Source organism: Leptospiraceae bacterium (genome assembly GCA_024233835.1).
Lineage (GTDB): Bacteria > Spirochaetota > Leptospiria > Leptospirales > Leptospiraceae > JACKPC01.
Map to the genome: position 1 here is coordinate 988746 of JACKPC010000002.1, position 18413 is coordinate 1007158.

General features: G+C 38.1%; 11 protein-coding genes and 2 tRNA genes. 2 read left to right on the forward strand and 11 right to left on the reverse strand.

The window, feature by feature from the left end; translation table 11 throughout:
- Positions 1-11 precede the first annotated feature (11 nt).
- The 10 genes from rpoC to H7A25_13725 all read right to left on the reverse strand — a co-directional run bounded on the left by rpoC (position 12) and on the right by H7A25_13725 (position 11404).
- Positions 12-4322: a DNA-directed RNA polymerase subunit beta' gene (gene rpoC, locus H7A25_13680; GenBank protein MCP5500953.1), complete on the reverse strand. Its 4311-nt coding sequence runs from the start codon at positions 4320-4322 to the stop codon at positions 12-14.
- Complete coding sequence (gene rpoB, locus H7A25_13685) at positions 4322-8002, reverse strand: DNA-directed RNA polymerase subunit beta (GenBank protein MCP5500954.1); 3681 nt, start codon at positions 8000-8002, stop codon at positions 4322-4324. Before rpoB ends, rpoC begins: the two co-directional genes overlap by 1 nt.
- 275 nt (positions 8003-8277) lie before the next feature.
- Positions 8278-8649 carry a 50S ribosomal protein L7/L12 gene (rplL, locus tag H7A25_13690; protein ID MCP5500955.1) on the reverse strand — a complete coding sequence of 124 codons (372 nt, stop codon included), beginning with the start codon at positions 8647-8649 and terminating at the stop codon, positions 8278-8280.
- 54 nt (positions 8650-8703) lie between these two features.
- On the reverse strand, positions 8704-9237 hold the full coding sequence (locus H7A25_13695; GenBank protein ID MCP5500956.1) for a 50S ribosomal protein L10: 534 nt from the start codon (positions 9235-9237) through the stop codon (positions 8704-8706).
- A gap of 21 nt (positions 9238-9258) precedes the next feature.
- Entirely contained in the window at positions 9259-9951 is a 693-nt protein-coding gene (locus tag H7A25_13700) for a 50S ribosomal protein L1 (protein ID MCP5500957.1), read from the reverse strand.
- On the reverse strand, positions 9951-10376 hold the full coding sequence (gene rplK, locus H7A25_13705) for a 50S ribosomal protein L11 (GenBank protein ID MCP5500958.1): 426 nt from the start codon (positions 10374-10376) through the stop codon (positions 9951-9953). Before rplK ends, H7A25_13700 begins: the two co-directional genes overlap by 1 nt.
- Positions 10377-10468: 92 nt before the next feature.
- The gene (gene nusG / locus H7A25_13710) at positions 10469-11008 is read right to left on the reverse strand and encodes a transcription termination/antitermination factor NusG (GenBank protein ID MCP5500959.1); all 540 of its coding nucleotides are present in this window, start codon (positions 11006-11008) and stop codon (positions 10469-10471) included.
- A 31-nt stretch (positions 11009-11039) separates the two neighbouring features.
- The gene (secE, locus tag H7A25_13715; protein ID MCP5500960.1) at positions 11040-11228 is read right to left on the reverse strand and encodes a preprotein translocase subunit SecE; all 189 of its coding nucleotides are present in this window, start codon (positions 11226-11228) and stop codon (positions 11040-11042) included.
- 28 nt (positions 11229-11256) lie between these two features.
- Positions 11257-11327: transfer RNA gene (locus H7A25_13720), tRNA-Trp, on the reverse strand.
- A 1-nt stretch (position 11328) separates the two neighbouring features.
- Positions 11329-11404: transfer RNA gene (locus H7A25_13725), tRNA-Thr, on the reverse strand.
- A gap of 99 nt (positions 11405-11503) precedes the next feature.
- On the opposite strand from H7A25_13725, the gene H7A25_13730 reads away from it, so the two are divergent.
- Positions 11504-13531: a response regulator gene (locus H7A25_13730; GenBank protein ID MCP5500961.1), complete on the forward strand. Its 2028-nt coding sequence runs from the start codon at positions 11504-11506 to the stop codon at positions 13529-13531.
- Between the two features lie 294 nt (positions 13532-13825).
- On the opposite strand, the gene H7A25_13735 is transcribed toward H7A25_13730, so the two are convergent.
- Positions 13826-14923 (reverse strand): tyrosine-type recombinase/integrase, encoded by a 1098-nt coding sequence (locus H7A25_13735; GenBank protein ID MCP5500962.1) that lies wholly within the window; start codon positions 14921-14923, stop codon positions 13826-13828.
- A 320-nt stretch (positions 14924-15243) separates the two neighbouring features.
- Here H7A25_13735 and H7A25_13740 point away from each other — a divergent pair, with 320 nt between their 5' ends.
- Complete coding sequence (locus H7A25_13740; GenBank protein ID MCP5500963.1) at positions 15244-18282, forward strand: N-6 DNA methylase; 3039 nt, start codon at positions 15244-15246, stop codon at positions 18280-18282.
- Positions 18283-18413 lie beyond the last annotated feature (131 nt).

The window sequence follows — 18413 nt, forward strand, 5'->3', positions numbered from 1 at the left end:
GAGATTTTGGATTATTCCTCATTTTCGTCTTCTTCATCCTCTTCGTCAGGAACGTCTAGATCCTCGTCTTCATCCAGAACCGTAGTGCTGAATAATTGATGAGGATACGTTTGTTCGGGCTTGTCAGCTTCCAGGGAACGTAACTGCGGAAGATGAGAATCGTCCTCTTCTACTACCCTGTCAAGATCACCATAGGTCTCTTTGAAAATCTCGATATCGAGATACTTCCTCATACCGGTCCCGGCGGGAATCATATGGCCTATGATCACATTCTCTTTTAAACCGATTAACATATCCGTCTTTCCTTTTATAGCTGCATCTGTCAATACTTTTGTTGTTTCCTGAAAGGAAGCAGCTGAGAAAAAGGATTCTGTATTCAAAGAAGCTTTGGTTAAACCCAGTAAAATAGGAACTCCCTGAGCCGGGCTTCCCCCTTCACTTTCTACTCGCTTATTCTCTTCTCTGAATGAGTGTCTGTCTACCTGTTGTTGAGAAACAAAAGAAGTATCACCACTATCGGTAATTAAAATTTTTCTTAACATCTGTCTCACAACTACTTCAATGTGCTTATCGTTGATATGCACACCCTGCAGGCGGTAAACTTCCTGCACTTCTTTTACAAGGTAAGCATGTAGGGCGGAAATCCCTTTAATCCGTAAAATATCATGCGGATCAAAGTTTCCATCGTCCAACTGCTCTCCTTTTTTCACATAGTCTCCATTTTGCACACGAATCTGTTTACCCAGAGGAATCGTAACTTTTACTTTTTCCATGTCAGGGTTATCAGGCACAATATGAAAAACTCTTTTCTCTTTTACGATTTCCATTCTGTCTTCAATTTTTCCGCTGATTTCAGCCAGAGTAGCTGCATCTTTCGGTCTTCTGGCTTCAAAAAGCTCATCGACCCTCGGAAGTCCCCCGGTAATATCACGGGTCTTTTCCGCAATCGACGGGATTTTAAACAGAACATCTCCGGTTTTAATAGTATCCCCGGAATTAATAGTAATAATAGCATCCACAGGAAGAGGATATTCTTCTACTGCTCCATTATCAGATGTAACAGAAAGCCTCGGATTCAACTTCTCCCGCTTTTGCTCAATTACTTTAAAAATAACGTTGGCGGTTTTCGGGTCTTCGTCCCTTCTCAGGTTCTTTCCTATTTCGAGATCCAGCCATTCGATAGTTCCGTCTATATCGGAAATACTCATATCGTTAAAGGGGTCAAATTCGGCGAGTGGAGAATTCGGAGAAACTACATCTCCTTCTTTTGTCAGAAGAATCGTTCCAATTTTAACCGGTATTACGTTATCTTCACCCAGAATTCTGAGCCTATTATTCAGGATCTCTACTTTACCTGCGTTCTCTGCGTTGATTTTATCGCCCTTAGAATTGGAGGCGAACATTTCCCCTTTGTCTACGCGGCTACCATCTTCCACCAGAAGGTTCTGTAATTCATCCATAGGATATTCCTGGATCAGGTGGCTCACAACTATAGAACCCCGTTTACTGAAGACTCGTTTTCCCTGTGAATTGCTTACAACTTTACCATTTATGGATTTAACGATAGACTGGAAACCGACTTTATATTCTTTTTCCTTAATCTTCGCTGAAGCCGCACCCCCGATGTGAAAGGTTCTCATTGTTAGCTGGGTTCCCGGCTGACCGATAGACTGGGCTGCAATGGTTCCGACTGCTTCCCCGATTTCTACAGGGACTAACCTCGCCATATCCATTCCATAGCAACAGCCACAGATTCCATATCTGGATTCACAGGTCAAAGAAGAACGCACTTTTAAGGTGGTATAACCCAGATTTTCCAGTTTCTGGGATACTTCCCGATTAATCAGGGTATCTCTTGGATAAACTACCTGCTCGGTTACCGGATCAACGATGTCCTCAGCCGTATAACGACCGAAAACTCTATCACCCAGAGAAACAATGGTATTCTCTCCCTCTTTTACAACACCCAGTTCAATGTAGGTCTCGGTTCCGCAATCTACTTCGGAAATAATCACGTCCTGAGAAATATCCACAAGTCTACGGGTTAAGTAACCGGCGTCTGCTGTTTTTAGAGCTGTATCGGAAAGACCTTTCCTTGCACCGTGTGTAGAAATAAAGAATTCGAGAATCCCCAGACCTTCCCGGAAGTTAGAACGAATCGCAAGGTCAATAATTTCTCCGGAAGGTTTCGCCATAAGACCGCGCATCCCGGCGAGCTGACGAATCTGTTGCTTGGAACCGCGGGCTCCGGATGCTGCCATAACGAAAACCGGGTTAAATCCACCCTTATTCTTCTCCAGCTCCTTGAACATACTATCCGTAATCTTATCATTGGTTTTCTGCCAGATCTCGATTACCTTCTTCTTACGTTCATCAAGAGTAATAATCCCTTTACGGTATTCATTATCCGCTTTTTCGACTTCTTTTAAGGCTTCCCCTACCATCGTCTGTTTATCAGGAGCCACTACGATATCTTCGATTGAAATAGTCGGCGAAAAGCGAGTTGCAAAACGATAACCCAACTTCTTCACATCGTCCAGCATCAAAACTGTTGGGCCGGGGCCGTAGGTGTCATAAACTTCTGCAATAATCTTATTAGTTTCTTTATCTCCAAGAGTACGGTTAATATATTTATAACCTTTAGGAAGGGCCGTATTAAAAATCATTCTTCCCGGAGTAGTTTCAATCACTTTATCCTGGTGAAGAACATTGATTTTAGCCCGGTAATCTAACCAGCCACCATCAATAGCATAAAGGATTTCTTCCAGACCGGTAAATAGCTTGCCTTCTCCCTTTGCACCCTTTTGCTCACTGGTCAAATAATAAATTCCGAGAACGATGTCCTGAGTCGGGCCGCAAATCGGGTGACCGTTGGCCGGGTTCAGAATATTGTGAGGAGAAAGCATTAACATCCAGGTTTCTAACTGGGCTTTGGGAGAAAGAGGCAAATGAATGGCCATCTGGTCTCCATCAAAATCCGCGTTAAAGGCATGACAGACCAGTGGATGTAATTTAATGGCTTTTCCATCGACCAGAACCGGCAGGAAGGCCTGAATTCCGAGTCTGTGAAGAGTAGGAGCCCGGTTTAAAAGTACCGGGTGTTCTTTTACTACCGATTCCAGTACATCAAAAACATCTTTGTCTTCTGATTCTACTTTTTTCTTAGCCGATTTGATATTTGGAGCTAATTCCAAATCCACCAGACGTTTCATAATGAAAGGTTTGAATAACTCAAGAGCCATTTTCTTGGGAAGACCCATCTGATGAAACCTGAGTTCAGGACCCACAACAATTACAGAACGACCGGAATAGTCCACCCGTTTACCGAGTAAGTTCTGACGAAATCGTCCCTGCTTACCTTTCAGCATATCAGAAATAGATTTTAAAGGACGATTTCCCTTTCCTTTTACGGTTCTTTTCCTTCTGGAGTTGTCAAAAAGAGCATCTACAGCTTCCTGTAACATCCTCTTTTCGTTACGAACAATAATTTCGGGGGCTTTTAAGGCTAAAAGTCTTTTGAGACGGTTATTACGGTTAATTACCCTGCGATATAAATCGTTCAGGTCAGAAGTCGCAAACCTTCCTCCATCCAATTGCACCATAGGACGAAGCTCAGGAGGAATAACCGGAACTACATCCAGAATCATCCATTCCGGACGGTTACCGGAATCCCGAAAAGCTTCTAAGACTTCGAGACGTTTTACAATTCTTTTATCCGTAATCTTATTTCTGTCCTGAATTTTCTGACGGATTATGCGGGCCTCAGCATCCACATCGATTCTGGCAAGAAGTTCTTTTATGGCATCGGCACCGATACCCGCGATAAACTTGTCGCCATATTCATCGAGATAAGAATGATACTCTTCTTCGTCTAAAAGCTCACCTTTTACCCTTCCGGAATCAGCCGGATCGATAATTACATATTTTTCGAAATACAGAATGCTTTTCAGAGCATTCATAGACATATCCAGTAAAAGACCCATACGGGAAGGAACTGATCTATAATACCAGATATGAGAAACAGGTGCAGCGAGCTCTATATGGCCCATTCTTTCCCTGCGAACTTTGGAGTGAGTTACTTCAACACCACATTTGTCGCAAATAACTCCCTTATAGCGAATAGACTTAAACTTCCCGCAATAGCACTCCCAGTCTTTTGTGGTTCCAAATATTTTCTCACAAAATAAACCATCTCTCTCCGGTTTAAGAGTTCTATAGTTAATGGTCTCCGGCTTTTTAACTTCTCCATAAGACCATTCTTTTATTCTTTCCGGCGAAGCCAGCTTGATCGTGATAGAATCGAAGGTTGTGTAATTCCTCATTATGTGTTCTCTATAGACTCAATTTTAATTTTCTTCTTACTCCTGGAGTATTCGTCTTCATAATCAGCAATGTCAACAGATTGTCCTTCTGTATCCGTGATGACTATATCAAGAGCCAGACCCCTGAGTTCCTGAACCAATACATTAAAAGACTCGGGAATTCCCGGTTTTATTGTATGTATACCTTTTACTATAGCTTCGTAAATCCTTGCCCTACCGAGCATATCATCCGACTTAATGGTTAAAAGTTCCTGAAGCGTATGACTTGCACCATAAGCTTCCAGAGCCCAAACTTCCATCTCCCCTAATCTCTGACCACCAAATTGTGCCTTTCCACCCAGAGGTTGCTGGGTAACAAGAGAGTAAGGTCCGGTTGACCTGGCATGAATCTTATCATCCACAAGGTGAGCCAGTTTTAGCATATAGATATATCCGCAGAAAACCTCATTAATGAAAGCCTCTCCCGTTCTTCCATCATAAAGTTGGAACTTGGAGTTATCTGGCAGGCCGGCCTGTTTGCAGTAGTTTTTAATATCGTCTTCGCTGGCCCCATCAAATACGGGGGTTTCAAAATTGATATTCAGTTTCTTACCGGCAAAACCTAACTGGGTTTCGAAAATCTGGCCGAGGTTCATACGAGATGGCACACCGAGAGGATTTAATACGATATCGACTATCGTTCCATCCTTCATATACGGCATATCTTCTTCTGCCATGACCCTCGCCACAACACCTTTGTTCCCATGACGACCGGCCATTTTATCTCCGACCAGAAGTTTACGCTTTCTGGCTACATAGACTTTCACCATTTCTTCTACGCCAGCCGGAAGCTCATCCCCATTTTCCCTGGAGTAGCGTTTAATATCAATAACAGTTCCTTCAGAACCATTCGGCATTCTGAGAGAAGAGTCTCTTACTTCTTTAGCCTTCTCTCCAAAAATGGAGTGTAGAAGTTTATATTCAGGTGTTAAATCTGTTTCTCCTTTCGGAGTCACCATTCCCACAAGAATATCCCCGGCTTTCACCTCAGCACCAACCCGAATCACTCCTGTTTCATCGAGGTCGCGGAAAGCTTTATCGGAAAGGTTAGGAATATCACGAGTAATTTGTTCTTGACCGAGCTTTGTCTCTCTGGCCTGAATTTCAAATTCTTCTATATGGATGGAAGTAAATACATCTTCTTTCACAACTCTTTCACTAATAAGAATTGCATCCTCAAAGTTGTAACCTTCCCAGGGCATAAAAGCAACCAGAACATTTCTTCCGAGTGCAAGGTGGGCATTATCCACCGCCGGCCCATCCGCCAGAACGGTTCCTTTCTTCAGGATTTTACCGTAGTCATCTAAGATTTCTCCGCTGATTTTTTGACCGGCAAAAGTATCTCCGCGGGAAACTTTAGTACCTTCTTTCATAAGCGGAGCAAAGGTTTGAAATTCTTGCTTCAGGGTAAATGTATAAGCATTTCCTGAATCACCTTCAATATCAATTTTTTCAGAAGTTACCTTCTTTATTTTTCCATCTTCCGGTGCTTGCAGAACGCTGACAATAGGCTTATGATTAAAGCAGGTGCCCTGGTTTGTCTTCTTGTACTTAATTAATTCGTAATCTATTTCTTCCCCGGTTTTATCTTCCTTAACCACAACATGAGAAGCATCGACCCTAATTACCACCCCATCGTGCTTGGAAACGACACAGATCCTGGAGTCATAAGCCGCCCTTCCTTCCATACCGGTTCCTACGAAAGGTGCCTCTTCCACAATTAGAGGAACCGCCTGACGTTGCATGTTAGAACCCATCAGGGCACGGTTAGCGTCATCATGCTCCAGAAAAGGAATCATTGCGGTAGAAACAGAAACCACCTGCATAGGAGCCAGGTCCATGAACTGAATTTCATTCGGTCCACGATAAGGGAAATCAGAGCGGTGACGGGTAGAAATAAGCTTATTCTTAAATTCGCCCTTCTCTGAAACGGAAGCCGAGGCCTGTGCAATATAATAATATTCTTCTTTATCTGCCGTTAGATACTCGATCTGCTCTAAAACTTTTCCGGTTTTCACCACCTTGTAAGGTGTTTCGAGAAAACCATAATCATTTACACGGGCAAAGGAAGACATAGAAAGAATCAAACCGATGTTCGGACCTTCCGGAGTTTCAATCGGACACATCCTACCATAGTGACTGTAGTGAACGTCACGAACCTCAAAGCCGGCCCTATCTCTCGAAAGACCACCGGGACCCAGAGCGTTCAATCTTCTTTTATGTGTCAACTCAGCGAGAGGATTGGTTTGATCCATGAACTGAGAAAGTTGAGAAGAACCAAAAAACTCATTAATAACAGCCGTAATCGGCTTAATAGAAATTAAAAGCTGAGGAGTCTGTTGTTCAATTTCCTGAACCGTCATCCTCTCCTTGATTACCCTCTCTACCCTCGAAAAACCAAGTTTTAACTGATTGCTTAAAAGTTCCCCTACAGAACGAACCCGTCTGTTTCCGAGGTGGTCAATATCATCATGGAAATAGTTCTCTACTTCAGAAATTAGCATCACAAGATAACGAACTGTTTCAATGATATCTTCGGGTCTCAGGGTTCTCTCTTCACAGTTCTTGAAAAATTCGGGTTTATGGAACTCAAACTTGCTGTTGATCTTATAACGACCGACTTTACCAAGGTCAAAAGTTTTGTGTGAAAAGAAAAGTCGGGAAAGCTCTGCTTCCGCATTCTCAATAGTGGAAGGCTCGCCCGGTCTCATAATCATATGAAACTTCTTTATAGCTTCTTCGTAATCCTCGACACCATCTTTTTCCAGACAGTTTACAACGATAGTGTTGTCTTTTCCATTAGGGAAATCAATTAATTCAACATCTTTCACTTTCATCTCTTTCAAGATATCGATGTTGTCCTCGTTGATTCGAGAACCGGCTTCCAGCATAACCTCACCGGTTTCCATATTAATAATATCAGATATAGTTCGTTTACCAATTATCTTCTTTATTTCCCTCGGGGTTGCGCCCGTAATACGAACCTTTGTCGAACTATAGAAAATACGTAAAACATCTTCATTTGAAGAAACATTTAATGCTTTTAAAAGAAGAGTTGCCGGAAACTTTTTCTTTCTATCGATTTTTGCGACCAGAACTCCCTTATTGTCCATTTCAAATTCCAACCAGGAACCACGGTAAGGAATTACACGAGCCGAAAATGCTCCTCTTACAGGATCATAGGAAAAGAAAATACCCGGAGAACGATGTAGCTGACTGACGACTACCCTTTCAGCTCCATTAATGATAAAAGTTCCCTGTTCGGTCATCAGGGGAATATCCCCCATATACACGTTCTGTTCCCTTATTTCGTGTGTATCAACAATAATCAGGCGAATCACAGCTTTCAGAGGAATGGAATAGGTAGAATCTGTATCCTTACATTCCTGAGGATTTTTCTTACATTCCCCAAGCTGGTAATGGCTGTATTCCATTATGATATCGTTATTAGGACTTTCGATAGGAAAGGTTTCAATGAAAACAGCTTCAAGGCCTTCATTTTTGCGCTGTGTGGGGTCTTTCACATCAGCCTGTAGAAACCAATCATACGACTTTTTTTGAATCTGGATCAGGTTAGGTAAATCATCCAGATTAGTTATTTTTCCGAAGTTAACTCTCTTCCTTGCAGTGTTTATGCTCATCTAGATACAAGACTCCTCAGAATTCAGGAAAAAAAGAAGCAGGCATAAGATTCCTGCCCAGAAAAAGAAAAGGAATGTATAAAAATAAAAACGCAAATAGCAAAAAACACAAGGAAGCCCTAACCTCCGATTTTTCACGGAAGTCCAGGGCAAAACCAGGAGAATAAAACAAATTATATCTCCTGATGCTCATCCTCACATTTTTTGCTTTGAGAAAAAACAGGTAACATTCCCGCTGTTTTACAATTTTTCGGTTTATACCGAGACCGAAAAAATTACTTTACTTCTACAGAAGCACCGGCAGCTTCTAATTTTTTCTTAATTTCATCTGCCTGATCTTTAGGAATGTTTTCTTTAACTGGTTTGTTTCCAGCTTCAACAAGGTCTTTTGCTTCTTTTAATCCCAGTCCGGTAATTTCTCTTACAATTTTAATCACATCGATTTTCTTTTCACCGAAAGACTTTAAGATAACAGAAACTTCAGAAGCTTCTTCTTCAGCGGGAGCAGCAGCTCCACCAGCTACAGCTGCAACTGCAACAGGAGCAGCGGTAGAAATTCCGAATTTATCTTCCATTTTCTTTACAAGTTCAGAAGCCTGAACCAGGGTAAGATTACCAATTTCTTCTAATAAGCTATCAACTGACATTTAGTTTCTCCTTAAATTAAGAACAATTTTTTATTTAATGGATCCAAGATGGTGTTACTTGCCATTTTTTTCGGCCACAGCCTTGATACCACGTGCTACACCGGCAATTACTTCATTCATACCTGTAGCTATTTTTTGAGCCGGAGTATTTAAGCCTCTTCCGATTATAGATAATAGGTCTTCTTTAGATGGAAGTCCTGCAATTCCTTCTACTCCATTCTTATCTAGAACTTCTCCGTCAAAATATCCCAGTTTAAGAACGAGCTTTTCGTTTGTCTTTGCATAGTCTTTACAGACTTTTGCAATTTTCGGTAAATTTTCATCCGAAAAGACTGCCGCAAGAGGGCCAAAATATTCCTGGCCAAATTGAATATCTTTTCCGGTATGACTGGAAGATTCCTTAAGAGCGCGAAGGAATACATTGTTTTTGATTACCTTCATTTGCGCACCGGACTCTCTAAGTTGAGACCTGAGGTCTTCCATGTTTTGTACATTCAAACCGGAATATGATACCAGAATAAAATTTGGTTTGCTTTCGAGGCTGGTTTTTAATTCAGCCAGAATCCTTTCTTTTGTAGGGTTCGCCATTTTAAATCACCACTCCTTCAGTTAAATCACAGAGTTTACAAGCTCTTTGATGTCGACTTTTACGCCAATGCCCATTGTTGCACTCAGGGAAAGGAGTCTTAAATAATCTCCTTTTGCATCTGAAGGCTTATCTTTCATCAGAGAAGCTACAACCGCCCTGGCGTTTTCCACCAGTTTCTCTGTATCGAAGGAAACCTTACCTATACCAAGGTGAATCACACCACCCTTATCAGGACGATACTCGATACGGCCTGCCTTCAGCTCTTTTACGGCTTTTGCGACATCCTGAGTCACTGTTCCGGCTTTTGGTTTAGGCATTAAACCCTTTCTTCCCAGAATAGGTCCCAGTTTACCTACATCTTTCATCATGTCAGGTGTGGCCACGCAAGCATCGAAATCTGTCCAACCACCGGATACTTTTTCAATTAGATCCATATCCCCAACAAAATCGGCCCCGGCCTGCTTTGCTTCTTCCTGTTTTCCACCCTTACAGAAAACCAGAACCTTCACTTCTTTTCCGGTTCCATTTGGAAGGGAAATAGTGCCGCGAACATTCTGCAAACTCTTATAATTTACCTTAGTCGAAAGCTCGATAGTTCCATCAAACTTTGAATAAGAAGTTTGTTTTGCAAGCTCAAGGGCTTCCGGAAGAGTATATAATTTTGTTCTATCTACCTTGGAAGCTACTGATTTATAGTTCTTACTTCTTTTCATTACTCCACATTTACTCCCATTGATCTACAAGTACCAGCAATAATTTTAACCGCTGCATCCAGATCATTAGCATTCAGATCCTTCATTTTCACGGTTGCAATTTCTTCTAACTGCTTGCGGGTAATCGTTCCTACCTTCTTTATATGAGGAGTAGGAGAACCACTATCTATACCTATAGCCTTCTTTACCAGAAGAGCAGCAGGCGGAGATTTTGTAATGAACGTGAAACTTTTGTCTGCGTATACGGTAATAACAACAGGAAGTTTCATCCCAATTTGAGTTTTAGTTTTTTCATTAAACTGCTTGCAGAACTCCATAATATTGAGTCCGGCCTGACCGAGGGCAGGACCAACAGGAGGAGAAGGGTTTGCTTTCCCTGCTTCTACTTGCAGTTTAATCTGCTTTACTACTTTTTTTGAAGCCATTCCTTAATTTCCTTTCCTATTTAAACTTTCTCCCCAATCCTGCACTACAAACCGGAATAGAAGTTTGTCTGCAAAATGGGTACGCGAACGTATTAAATATTTTTTCCGACCTGTAAAAAATCCAGCTCCACAGGAGTAGAACGTCCGAAGATTTCTACTTTCAGGCGAAGCCTCCCCTTTTCAGGGAAAATTTCATCAACCACTCCGCTAAAATTTGCAAAGGGTCCATCGATAATTTTAAGCGTCTCTCCAATGCTAAATAGCATTCTGGGTTTGGCTGTTTCTTCCGATCTCACATCTCCCATTTCACTAAAGAGGTTTTTAATCTCTTCCATGGTAAGAGGCTCCGGTTCTCCTTTCTGTCCTACAAAGGTAGATACAGAAGGAAGTCTCTGGATAAGATATTGAATGTCTTCGTCCCAATCCATTTCCACAAGGATGTAACCGGGCATAAGTTTCTTACGGCTTACTTTCTTTTTGCCATTTTTCATCTCAGCAACTTCCATAGTTGGAACTTTTACCTGAGAAATTTTTTCTTCCAGTTTTTTTTGCTGAACCATTTTTTCAATGTTCAGCTTTACTTTGTTTTCATGACCGGAATAAACTTGAAGAACATACCATTTTAACGCCATAGATGATTTCCTGCTTTCAGCCTCAAAAGCTTTATGCTTTTAAGCCCCAGAACCATTTGAGGACTTTCACAAAAATAGCATCAGAGATAAATAAAAATAATGAAAAGATGATTACAGTTACAAGAACCACAGCCGTGGAACTTACCACCTCGTCCTTACCCGGCCACTGAACCTTTTCCAATTCAGCTTTACATTCCTGTAGAAAAGTGATTGCTTTCATGCTAACCTCAAGAGTTCTAAACCATAAGCAGGCCTGGAGAGAATCGAACTCCCACCAAAGACTTTGGAGATCTTTGTTCTACCATTAAACTACAGGCCTGTGGAGCCCTCTACCAGACTTGAACTGGTGACCCCTTCCTTACCATGGAAGTGCTCTACCTGCTGAGCTAAGAGGGCATACTTTCATTTCCAAATAAAACGTGAAATATCACTATTTTTAAGAAGTGGAATAGAGTCAAGGAGATTATTAAGAAAACTTTAGAGGATTTTAAATTTATGACTACAGAATCTAAGAGCAAATCAAGTAATTATAACAACTTTTACAAAGAACTGGCCTATGTAATGGGTTCTCCAGAATCCAATCTAAAGGATTTAATATCTTTAATTTTAGAAGAAGCCGTAAAGATTACCGGCAGCCAGATAGGATACTATCACTTTCTTGCGGAAGACAAAAATTACGTCAATCTTTTCCTCTGGTCGAAAGACACAGGCAAGCTATGCACTGCCAAGACTCTATTTCACTATCCGGTCTCAAAAGCAGGCATCTGGGTTGATTGCATAACCAAAAAGGCTCCTGCTATTCACAATGACTATCCTCACTATCCAAACAAGAAAGGCATTCCGAAAGGCCACTTTCCTTTAGAAAACCATATGAGTGCTCCTGTATTACAAGAGGAGAAAGTAAAAGCGGTAGTAGGAGTTGGAAATAAAACAGGAAATTACTCTAAGGATGATGCAGAACTCTTGCACACATTTATTAATGAAACCTGGACTTATATTGAGTTAAAAAAGAAACAGATCAACATAAATAATTTTTTTATGCACTCTCTTTCCGCTTTCGCTCTACATGAAATTATCCTGGACGAAGAGGGAAAGCCAATAGACTATTATTTCATAGATGCGAATCCCAGCTTTGAAAAAATAACCGGTTTAAAGCTTAAAGAGATACTCGGTAAGAGGGCTTTGGAAGTTATACCGGATTTAGAAAAATCCTGGATAAAAAAATATGGGAAAGTTGCCATAACACAGGAACCAATTTTCTTTGAACAATATTCCTCTCATTTAAAAAAGTATTTTACAGTAACAGCTTTTTCTCCGGAGAAAGGCTATTTTGTAGTGTCTTTTGAGGATTCTACAAAGAGAAAACAGTTGGAAAAAGAACTCCAGGCTATGTATTTTTCATCTGTCGCAGCAAATAGGGTAAAAAGCAATTTTCTCTTTATGCTTAACCATGAACTAAACTCACCCCTGAATACAATTATTGGCTTCAGTAAAATACTCGCTGATAAGGAATTTTCAAAAGAAGTAAAAGAATATGCGACTATTATTAATAACAAAGCACAAACTTTAGCAGGTAGCATTTCGAATATACTAAAACTAAGCGATAACGATGAAGACGCAGACCACCTTGAAAAAAAATCCGTTAACTTAAAAAAACTATTACAACAGATTATCTATCAATTTAAACTAAAAGTATCTGAGAAACATTTAATAATTACATCATCCCTGGAACTACATGGTGATTTGCGAATTCATAGTGATGCAGCAAAAATAGGGCAAATCCTGAAAGAACTCATTGATAATGCAATTAAGTTTACCGAGAAAGGTAAAATCTCGATTACAGCAAAAAGTGAGAATCTTCCGGATACTGATCAGGTTAAAATTACAATAAAAATACAGGATACAGGTTGTGGTATCGAACCTAAGGATATTCAGAATATTTTTGATCCTTTTTACCAGTTGGAAGATTTTATCAATCGGAAGCATAGTGGCTTAGGAATTGGTTTGAGTATATGCCAGCGCTTAGCCAGTTTGCTGAAAGGAAAAATATCTGTTGAAAGTAAATCCGGTGAAGGGAGTATTTTTATTTTCACATTTATTGCTGAAACAATACAAAGAAAAAATACAATAGAAAAAACAATCATCAGTGATTATTCGTTTCTAAATCAAAAGAAAATACTAATTGTAGATGATGATCCTCTAAATCAATTATTAGTGGAGCATATACTGAAAAATCATTCAGTTATCTGTGATAAGGCAATAAATGGAATTGAAGCAGTGGAAAAAGCCATAAAAAATAGTTATGACTTGATCTTAATGGATATACAGATGCCCGAAAAGAACGGAATCGAAGCTACAAGAGACTTAAGACTGGAGCATAAACTTCAAATACCTATCATTGCCATAACAGCCCATTCTACAACGGGATACCGGGATATTTGCATAAAGGCGGGTATGAATGATTATTTAGAAAAACCCATACATGATAGTGATCTGATTCAAGCCATGTATAATGTTTTATAGTACAGGAATAGCTTCAGATGCCTACCCATCCCCGGCTCATACACCTGAAATACAACTTTCAGCTTGCTATATAGGTCAGTATACCTTCCGCTATACTATCCGGAATACGTACCGGTAGGCAAAAAAGCTACAATTACGTATACCGGCAGCTAATCCCGTACCTATACTCAACTGCCTGAGAACCTGAAGGGTATACTGTAGTTGTAAGCTTTCTGTAAAACCGGTGCTTCGGCTCGCATTGGCTCGCTCAGCAACCGGACTTGGTTTGCTCAGTAAGCGGTTTGTAGGTAAAACTTAAGCAAGAGGGCTTTTAATCTTTTTCAAAACAGGATTAGCGACTTTGGTATAGATAGCTGTCGTAGCCACATTTTTATGACCGAGTAATGTCTGGATATAGCGAATATCCACTCCGGATTCTAAAAGATGTGTAGCAAAGCTGTGGCGGAGATCATGCGGACTTGCTTCTTTTTGAATTCCGGCTTTACGCAAAGCTACCTGAAAAATCTTCTGCACAGTTCTGGTATGAACCGGTCTTACTCCGTCACCCTGGTTGGAGATAAATAGATAAGCAGATGCGTTCTTCCCCTGCATCATATCTCTAAGTAAATCTACAGTTATTTCCGAAAGAACACTGATGCGGTCCTTCTTACCTTTTCCTTCCCGGATAACAAGAGTAAGTTCATTAAGATTAATATCTTTAACTTTCAGATTTACTACTTCTGAAATTCTAAGTCCGGAGGAATAAAGAAGAGATAGAATCAAACGATGTTTGAGGTTTGTAACAACAGAAAGCATTTTCTTTACTTCTGTTTTGGAAAGAACAACCGGAATGTGTTCGGACTTTTTAATATGATAGAAGTTTCGAAAGTCGAGGGAATTCTGCAAAACTTCTTTAAAAAACAATTCGAGAGAAAACCGGTAAATACGAATACTGGAAGCCGAAAATTTCTTAGTTTCTGTGAGAAAGTAAAAGAAATCGAGTAAGTCTTTCTGGGAAATATCCTCCAGGAACTTCTGTTTTCGAGCCATAAACCAGCGCTGCGAGGCCAGAACTGCCAGGCGATAGCTTTTAATAGTCCGAGGACTATAACGACGAATACTGAGGATTTGTAAAAACTTTTGTAAACTTAGAGAAAAGGTTTCCTGCTTTGTTCGATGTTTTTCTGCTTCTTTCACTTCCAACTCAGAGAAAATTTTCCGGGAAAGTTTTAAATCCAAGGTGACAAAATCTTTTAAAATAAGGAATTCCTGAGAAGAGGGAAAAATACGATTTTTCTCCAAAAATAAGCGAATCTCCTGATTAGAAACAAAACGCGGTTCCTTCGAAAATGCCTTTAAGAAACTCGATACTACCTTTTCCTTAAAATCACTACTTTCATTCATATTCAACATACTATTTTTCTGTATAGTTTTCCGTAAAGCAAATTTTTACTTTCGCCTTTCCTTTTTTTGTTGTCTTTTTAAAAGGAATGTTATCAAGATGTTAAATTGCAGGATATATTTTGTTTTATCGAGCATATCCGAACCATTGGAAATAAGGATTAGTTCATAGTAACCGGATATATACTGCACACATGATTAGTTGTGCAGACATTTTAGACTCAAGACTTTATTATGATAGTATTGACGCTTAGGATTTTATTTTATATAGTTCCTCGACATCCGTGTCTCGGAAAAATTTGTAGATGTTTTATAAAAAAAGGAGAATTTAATTGGGAATATTCCAAAAGTCTGTAGTAGACAAGTATCTTAAAGAAGTTGATAAGACAATAGTTCAAAACTCTTATGAAAAATTTAAAGAAGTTTTTTGTAATGCAGAAATGATTAAAAATATTGAAGCATCAAAAGAAGAACAATATCAAGAAGGTTTTCTTACAGCTCTTTTTGTAAATTGCCTTGGTTATACTATTAATCCTAATCCATCATTTAATTTAACAACTGAATATAAAAATATAGCAGATAATCGTAAAGCAGACGGTGCAATCATTAAAGATGAAAAACCTATAGGAGTGATTGAATTAAAAGGAACTAATACAGTCGATCTAAAAAAAGTAGAAAAACAAGGTTTTGAATATAGATATGCACATCCAACCTGTAAGTATGTAATCATTTCCAATTTCAAGGATCTACGATTATATGTTGATACTTCAGAATCTTATGAAGAATTCACTTTATTTAATATGGATTATTCTGAATTTGAGAGATTATATCTGTTTTTATCGAAAAATAGTATTTACAATGATAAACCATTCAAAATAAAAAATGATTCTAAACTAAAAGAAGAAGATATTTCAGACAAACTTTATAAAGATTATCACCGTTTTAAAATGAATATATTTAATAACATGGTAAAAAATAATCCATCCATTAACAAAGTAGAGTTATTGAAAAAATCTCAAAAATTGTTAGATAGAATACTTTTTATATTCTTTGCTGAGGATAGAGGACTTTTACCACCTAACACAATTTCTATTATAATAGATGAGAATAAAGCACAAGCTGATATTGGAAGGGAGGAACCATTATATAATACTTATAAAATTTATTTTAAACATATAGATAAAGGGAACGATAGATTAAATATTTCAGAATATAATGGAGGATTGTTTGCAGAAGATGAACTTTTAGATAATTTAATTATTGATGACTCAGTTCTTAAAAAAGATGCACTTAAAATTTCTTCTTATGATTTTAGCTCTGATATAGATGTCAATATTCTGGGTCATATTTTTGAAAATTCATTGAATGACATTGATGAATTGCACGCAGAAGTAACCGGAGCTAAGTTTGATAAATCAAAAACTAAACGTAAAAAAGATGGAGTATTCTATACACCAAACTATATCACAAAATATATTGTCGAAAATACAATAGGTGTTTTATGCGAAGAAAAAAAGAAAGAACTTGGCTTAGTGGATATTAAGCTTGATTTAAATAAAGACTACAAACGCCTTTCAAAAGAGAAACAAAAACTTCTAGATAATCTTCACAAGTATAGAGAGTATCTTACTAGTTTAAAAATATTAGATCCTGCTTGTGGGAGTGGTGCATTTCTAAATCAGGCTTTAGAATTTCTAATTGAAGAACATAAGTTTATAGACCTGCATAGACGACCTCTTGAAGGAGATGCCTTGGGTTTTTTTGATGTTCGTTCTTCTATTTTAGAAAATAATCTTTATGGTGTAGATATTAATGAGGAGTCAGTGGAGTTAGCCCGTCTTTCCTTATGGCTTCGTACCGCTGAACGTGGACGAAAACTTGACGACCTTTCTAAAAATATTAAATGTGGTAACTCTTTAATAGATGATGAATCTATCGCAGGGAAACTTGCTTTTGATTGGAATAAAGAGTTTTCTGAAATTATGCAGAATGGTGGCTTTGATGTAGTGATAGGAAATCCACCTTATGGTGCAACTATTGAACATAAAAAATTCTATATTGATAAATTTGGTTTCAAGTCTAATATTGATACATATAAAATGTTTTCTATACTTACAGATATGATTTTAAATAATTATGGATTCTGCGGTTTAATAATTCCAAATAGTTGGATGACAAGAAAAGGTGGTTCGGAATTTCGCAAAAAGCTTTTAATTTTTAAATTTCATTATGTTATATCTTTTGTGAATCAAGTATTTAGCGATGCGAATATTGATACATGTATAATTATTTTTTCAAAAAATCAAAATGCTGATAAAAACTATTTTGTAAATGCTGCTAAAATTATTAATCCAGAAATTATCCTTCAAAATATAAAGTATAATAAAGCTAATTTTCTAAATTGGGTAAAATATGATAAGTTCAATTGTGAATTAAATGAGACTATTTTTAATATATTTGAAAAGCTTACAATAAACAGTACAAACTTAGGAAAACAAACTACCATCACTGGGGGATATAAGCCTTATCAAGTAGGCTATGGAAAGTCAATCTATGGAGATTTTCCTCAAACTAGAAAAGATGTGGATAATTGGGTATATCATTCAAAAACTAAAATAGACGGTTCATATTTTCCAGATATAAAAGGAGGGAATATTTCTTCATACTATATTAAGCCAAATAAACAATGGGTAAAGTGGGGAATTTGGCTAATGTCCCCTAAAAAAAAAGAGGACTTTCTTAATCCAAAAATTGTTGTCAGAGAAGTTTCTGGGATAAAATTGAATGCTTGTTTTGATGACTATGGTTACTTTACCAACGATACTACCCATATGATTCGTGGAGTAAATTCTAATATGTTGAAATATTTTTTAACTATTATAAACTCAGTGCTTATGGGATGGTTTTTTAGAACATATTTTGGAGAATCAAACGATTTGTTTCCAAAAATAAAAGTAAATGAATTGGAAAATTTACCAATTAAAAACACAACATCTGAGGAACAAATCCCTTTCATTGAAAAAGCAGATATAATGCTAACTCTAAATAAATCTTTTCATGAGAAAAAATCTGAATTTATAGAATGGATTAAATCAGAATTTTCCGTAACTAAATTATCAAATAAACTGGATGGCTTTTATACATTAAATTTTGATGAAATGAAAAAAGAACTAAAAAAACAAATGCCAAAAGGAAAAGAATTTGGTCCTAAAGAAATAGGAAGCCTAAAAAAGTACTATGAAGAGTATAAAACTGAGTTAATAGTCTTAGACAATGAAATAAAGAAAACAGATTTAGAAATCGATGAAATGGTTTTTAAATTATATGGCTTAACAGATGAAGAAAAAGAAATTATTAACAAAGGGATATGATAGTAATATACTCGACATCCGTGTCGAGACTGGTTTTAGTAAACAGCGTCAATAAAAACTCTATAGTAGTAAGAGTCTAAAACGCTCGCACAACAAGAGCGTATGATAAATTTCCGCCAAATTGGAAGCTG

What these genes read in the sequence shown, in the direction of transcription:
- H7A25_13700 (MCP5500957.1), bottom strand. Translation starts at nt 9,951, where the DNA reads ATGAAAAGAAGTAAGAACTATAAATCAGTAGCTTCCAAGGTAGATAGA.
- H7A25_13695 (MCP5500956.1), bottom strand. Translation starts at nt 9,237, where the DNA reads ATGGCGAACCCTACAAAAGAAAGGATTCTGGCTGAATTAAAAACCAGC.
- rpoC (MCP5500953.1), bottom strand. Translation starts at nt 4,322, where the DNA reads ATGAGGAATTACACAACCTTCGATTCTATCACGATCAAGCTGGCTTCG.
- rpoB (MCP5500954.1), bottom strand. Translation starts at nt 8,002, where the DNA reads ATGAGCATAAACACTGCAAGGAAGAGAGTTAACTTCGGAAAAATAACT.
- rplK (MCP5500958.1), bottom strand. Translation starts at nt 10,376, where the DNA reads ATGGCTTCAAAAAAAGTAGTAAAGCAGATTAAACTGCAAGTAGAAGCA.
- rplL (MCP5500955.1), bottom strand. Translation starts at nt 8,649, where the DNA reads ATGTCAGTTGATAGCTTATTAGAAGAAATTGGTAATCTTACCCTGGTT.
- H7A25_13735 (MCP5500962.1), bottom strand. Translation starts at nt 14,923, where the DNA reads ATGTTGAATATGAATGAAAGTAGTGATTTTAAGGAAAAGGTAGTATCG.
- secE (MCP5500960.1), bottom strand. Translation starts at nt 11,228, where the DNA reads ATGAAAGCAATCACTTTTCTACAGGAATGTAAAGCTGAATTGGAAAAG.
- H7A25_13730 (MCP5500961.1), top strand. Translation starts at nt 11,504, where the DNA reads ATGACTACAGAATCTAAGAGCAAATCAAGTAATTATAACAACTTTTAC.
- nusG (MCP5500959.1), bottom strand. Translation starts at nt 11,008, where the DNA reads ATGGCGTTAAAATGGTATGTTCTTCAAGTTTATTCCGGTCATGAAAAC.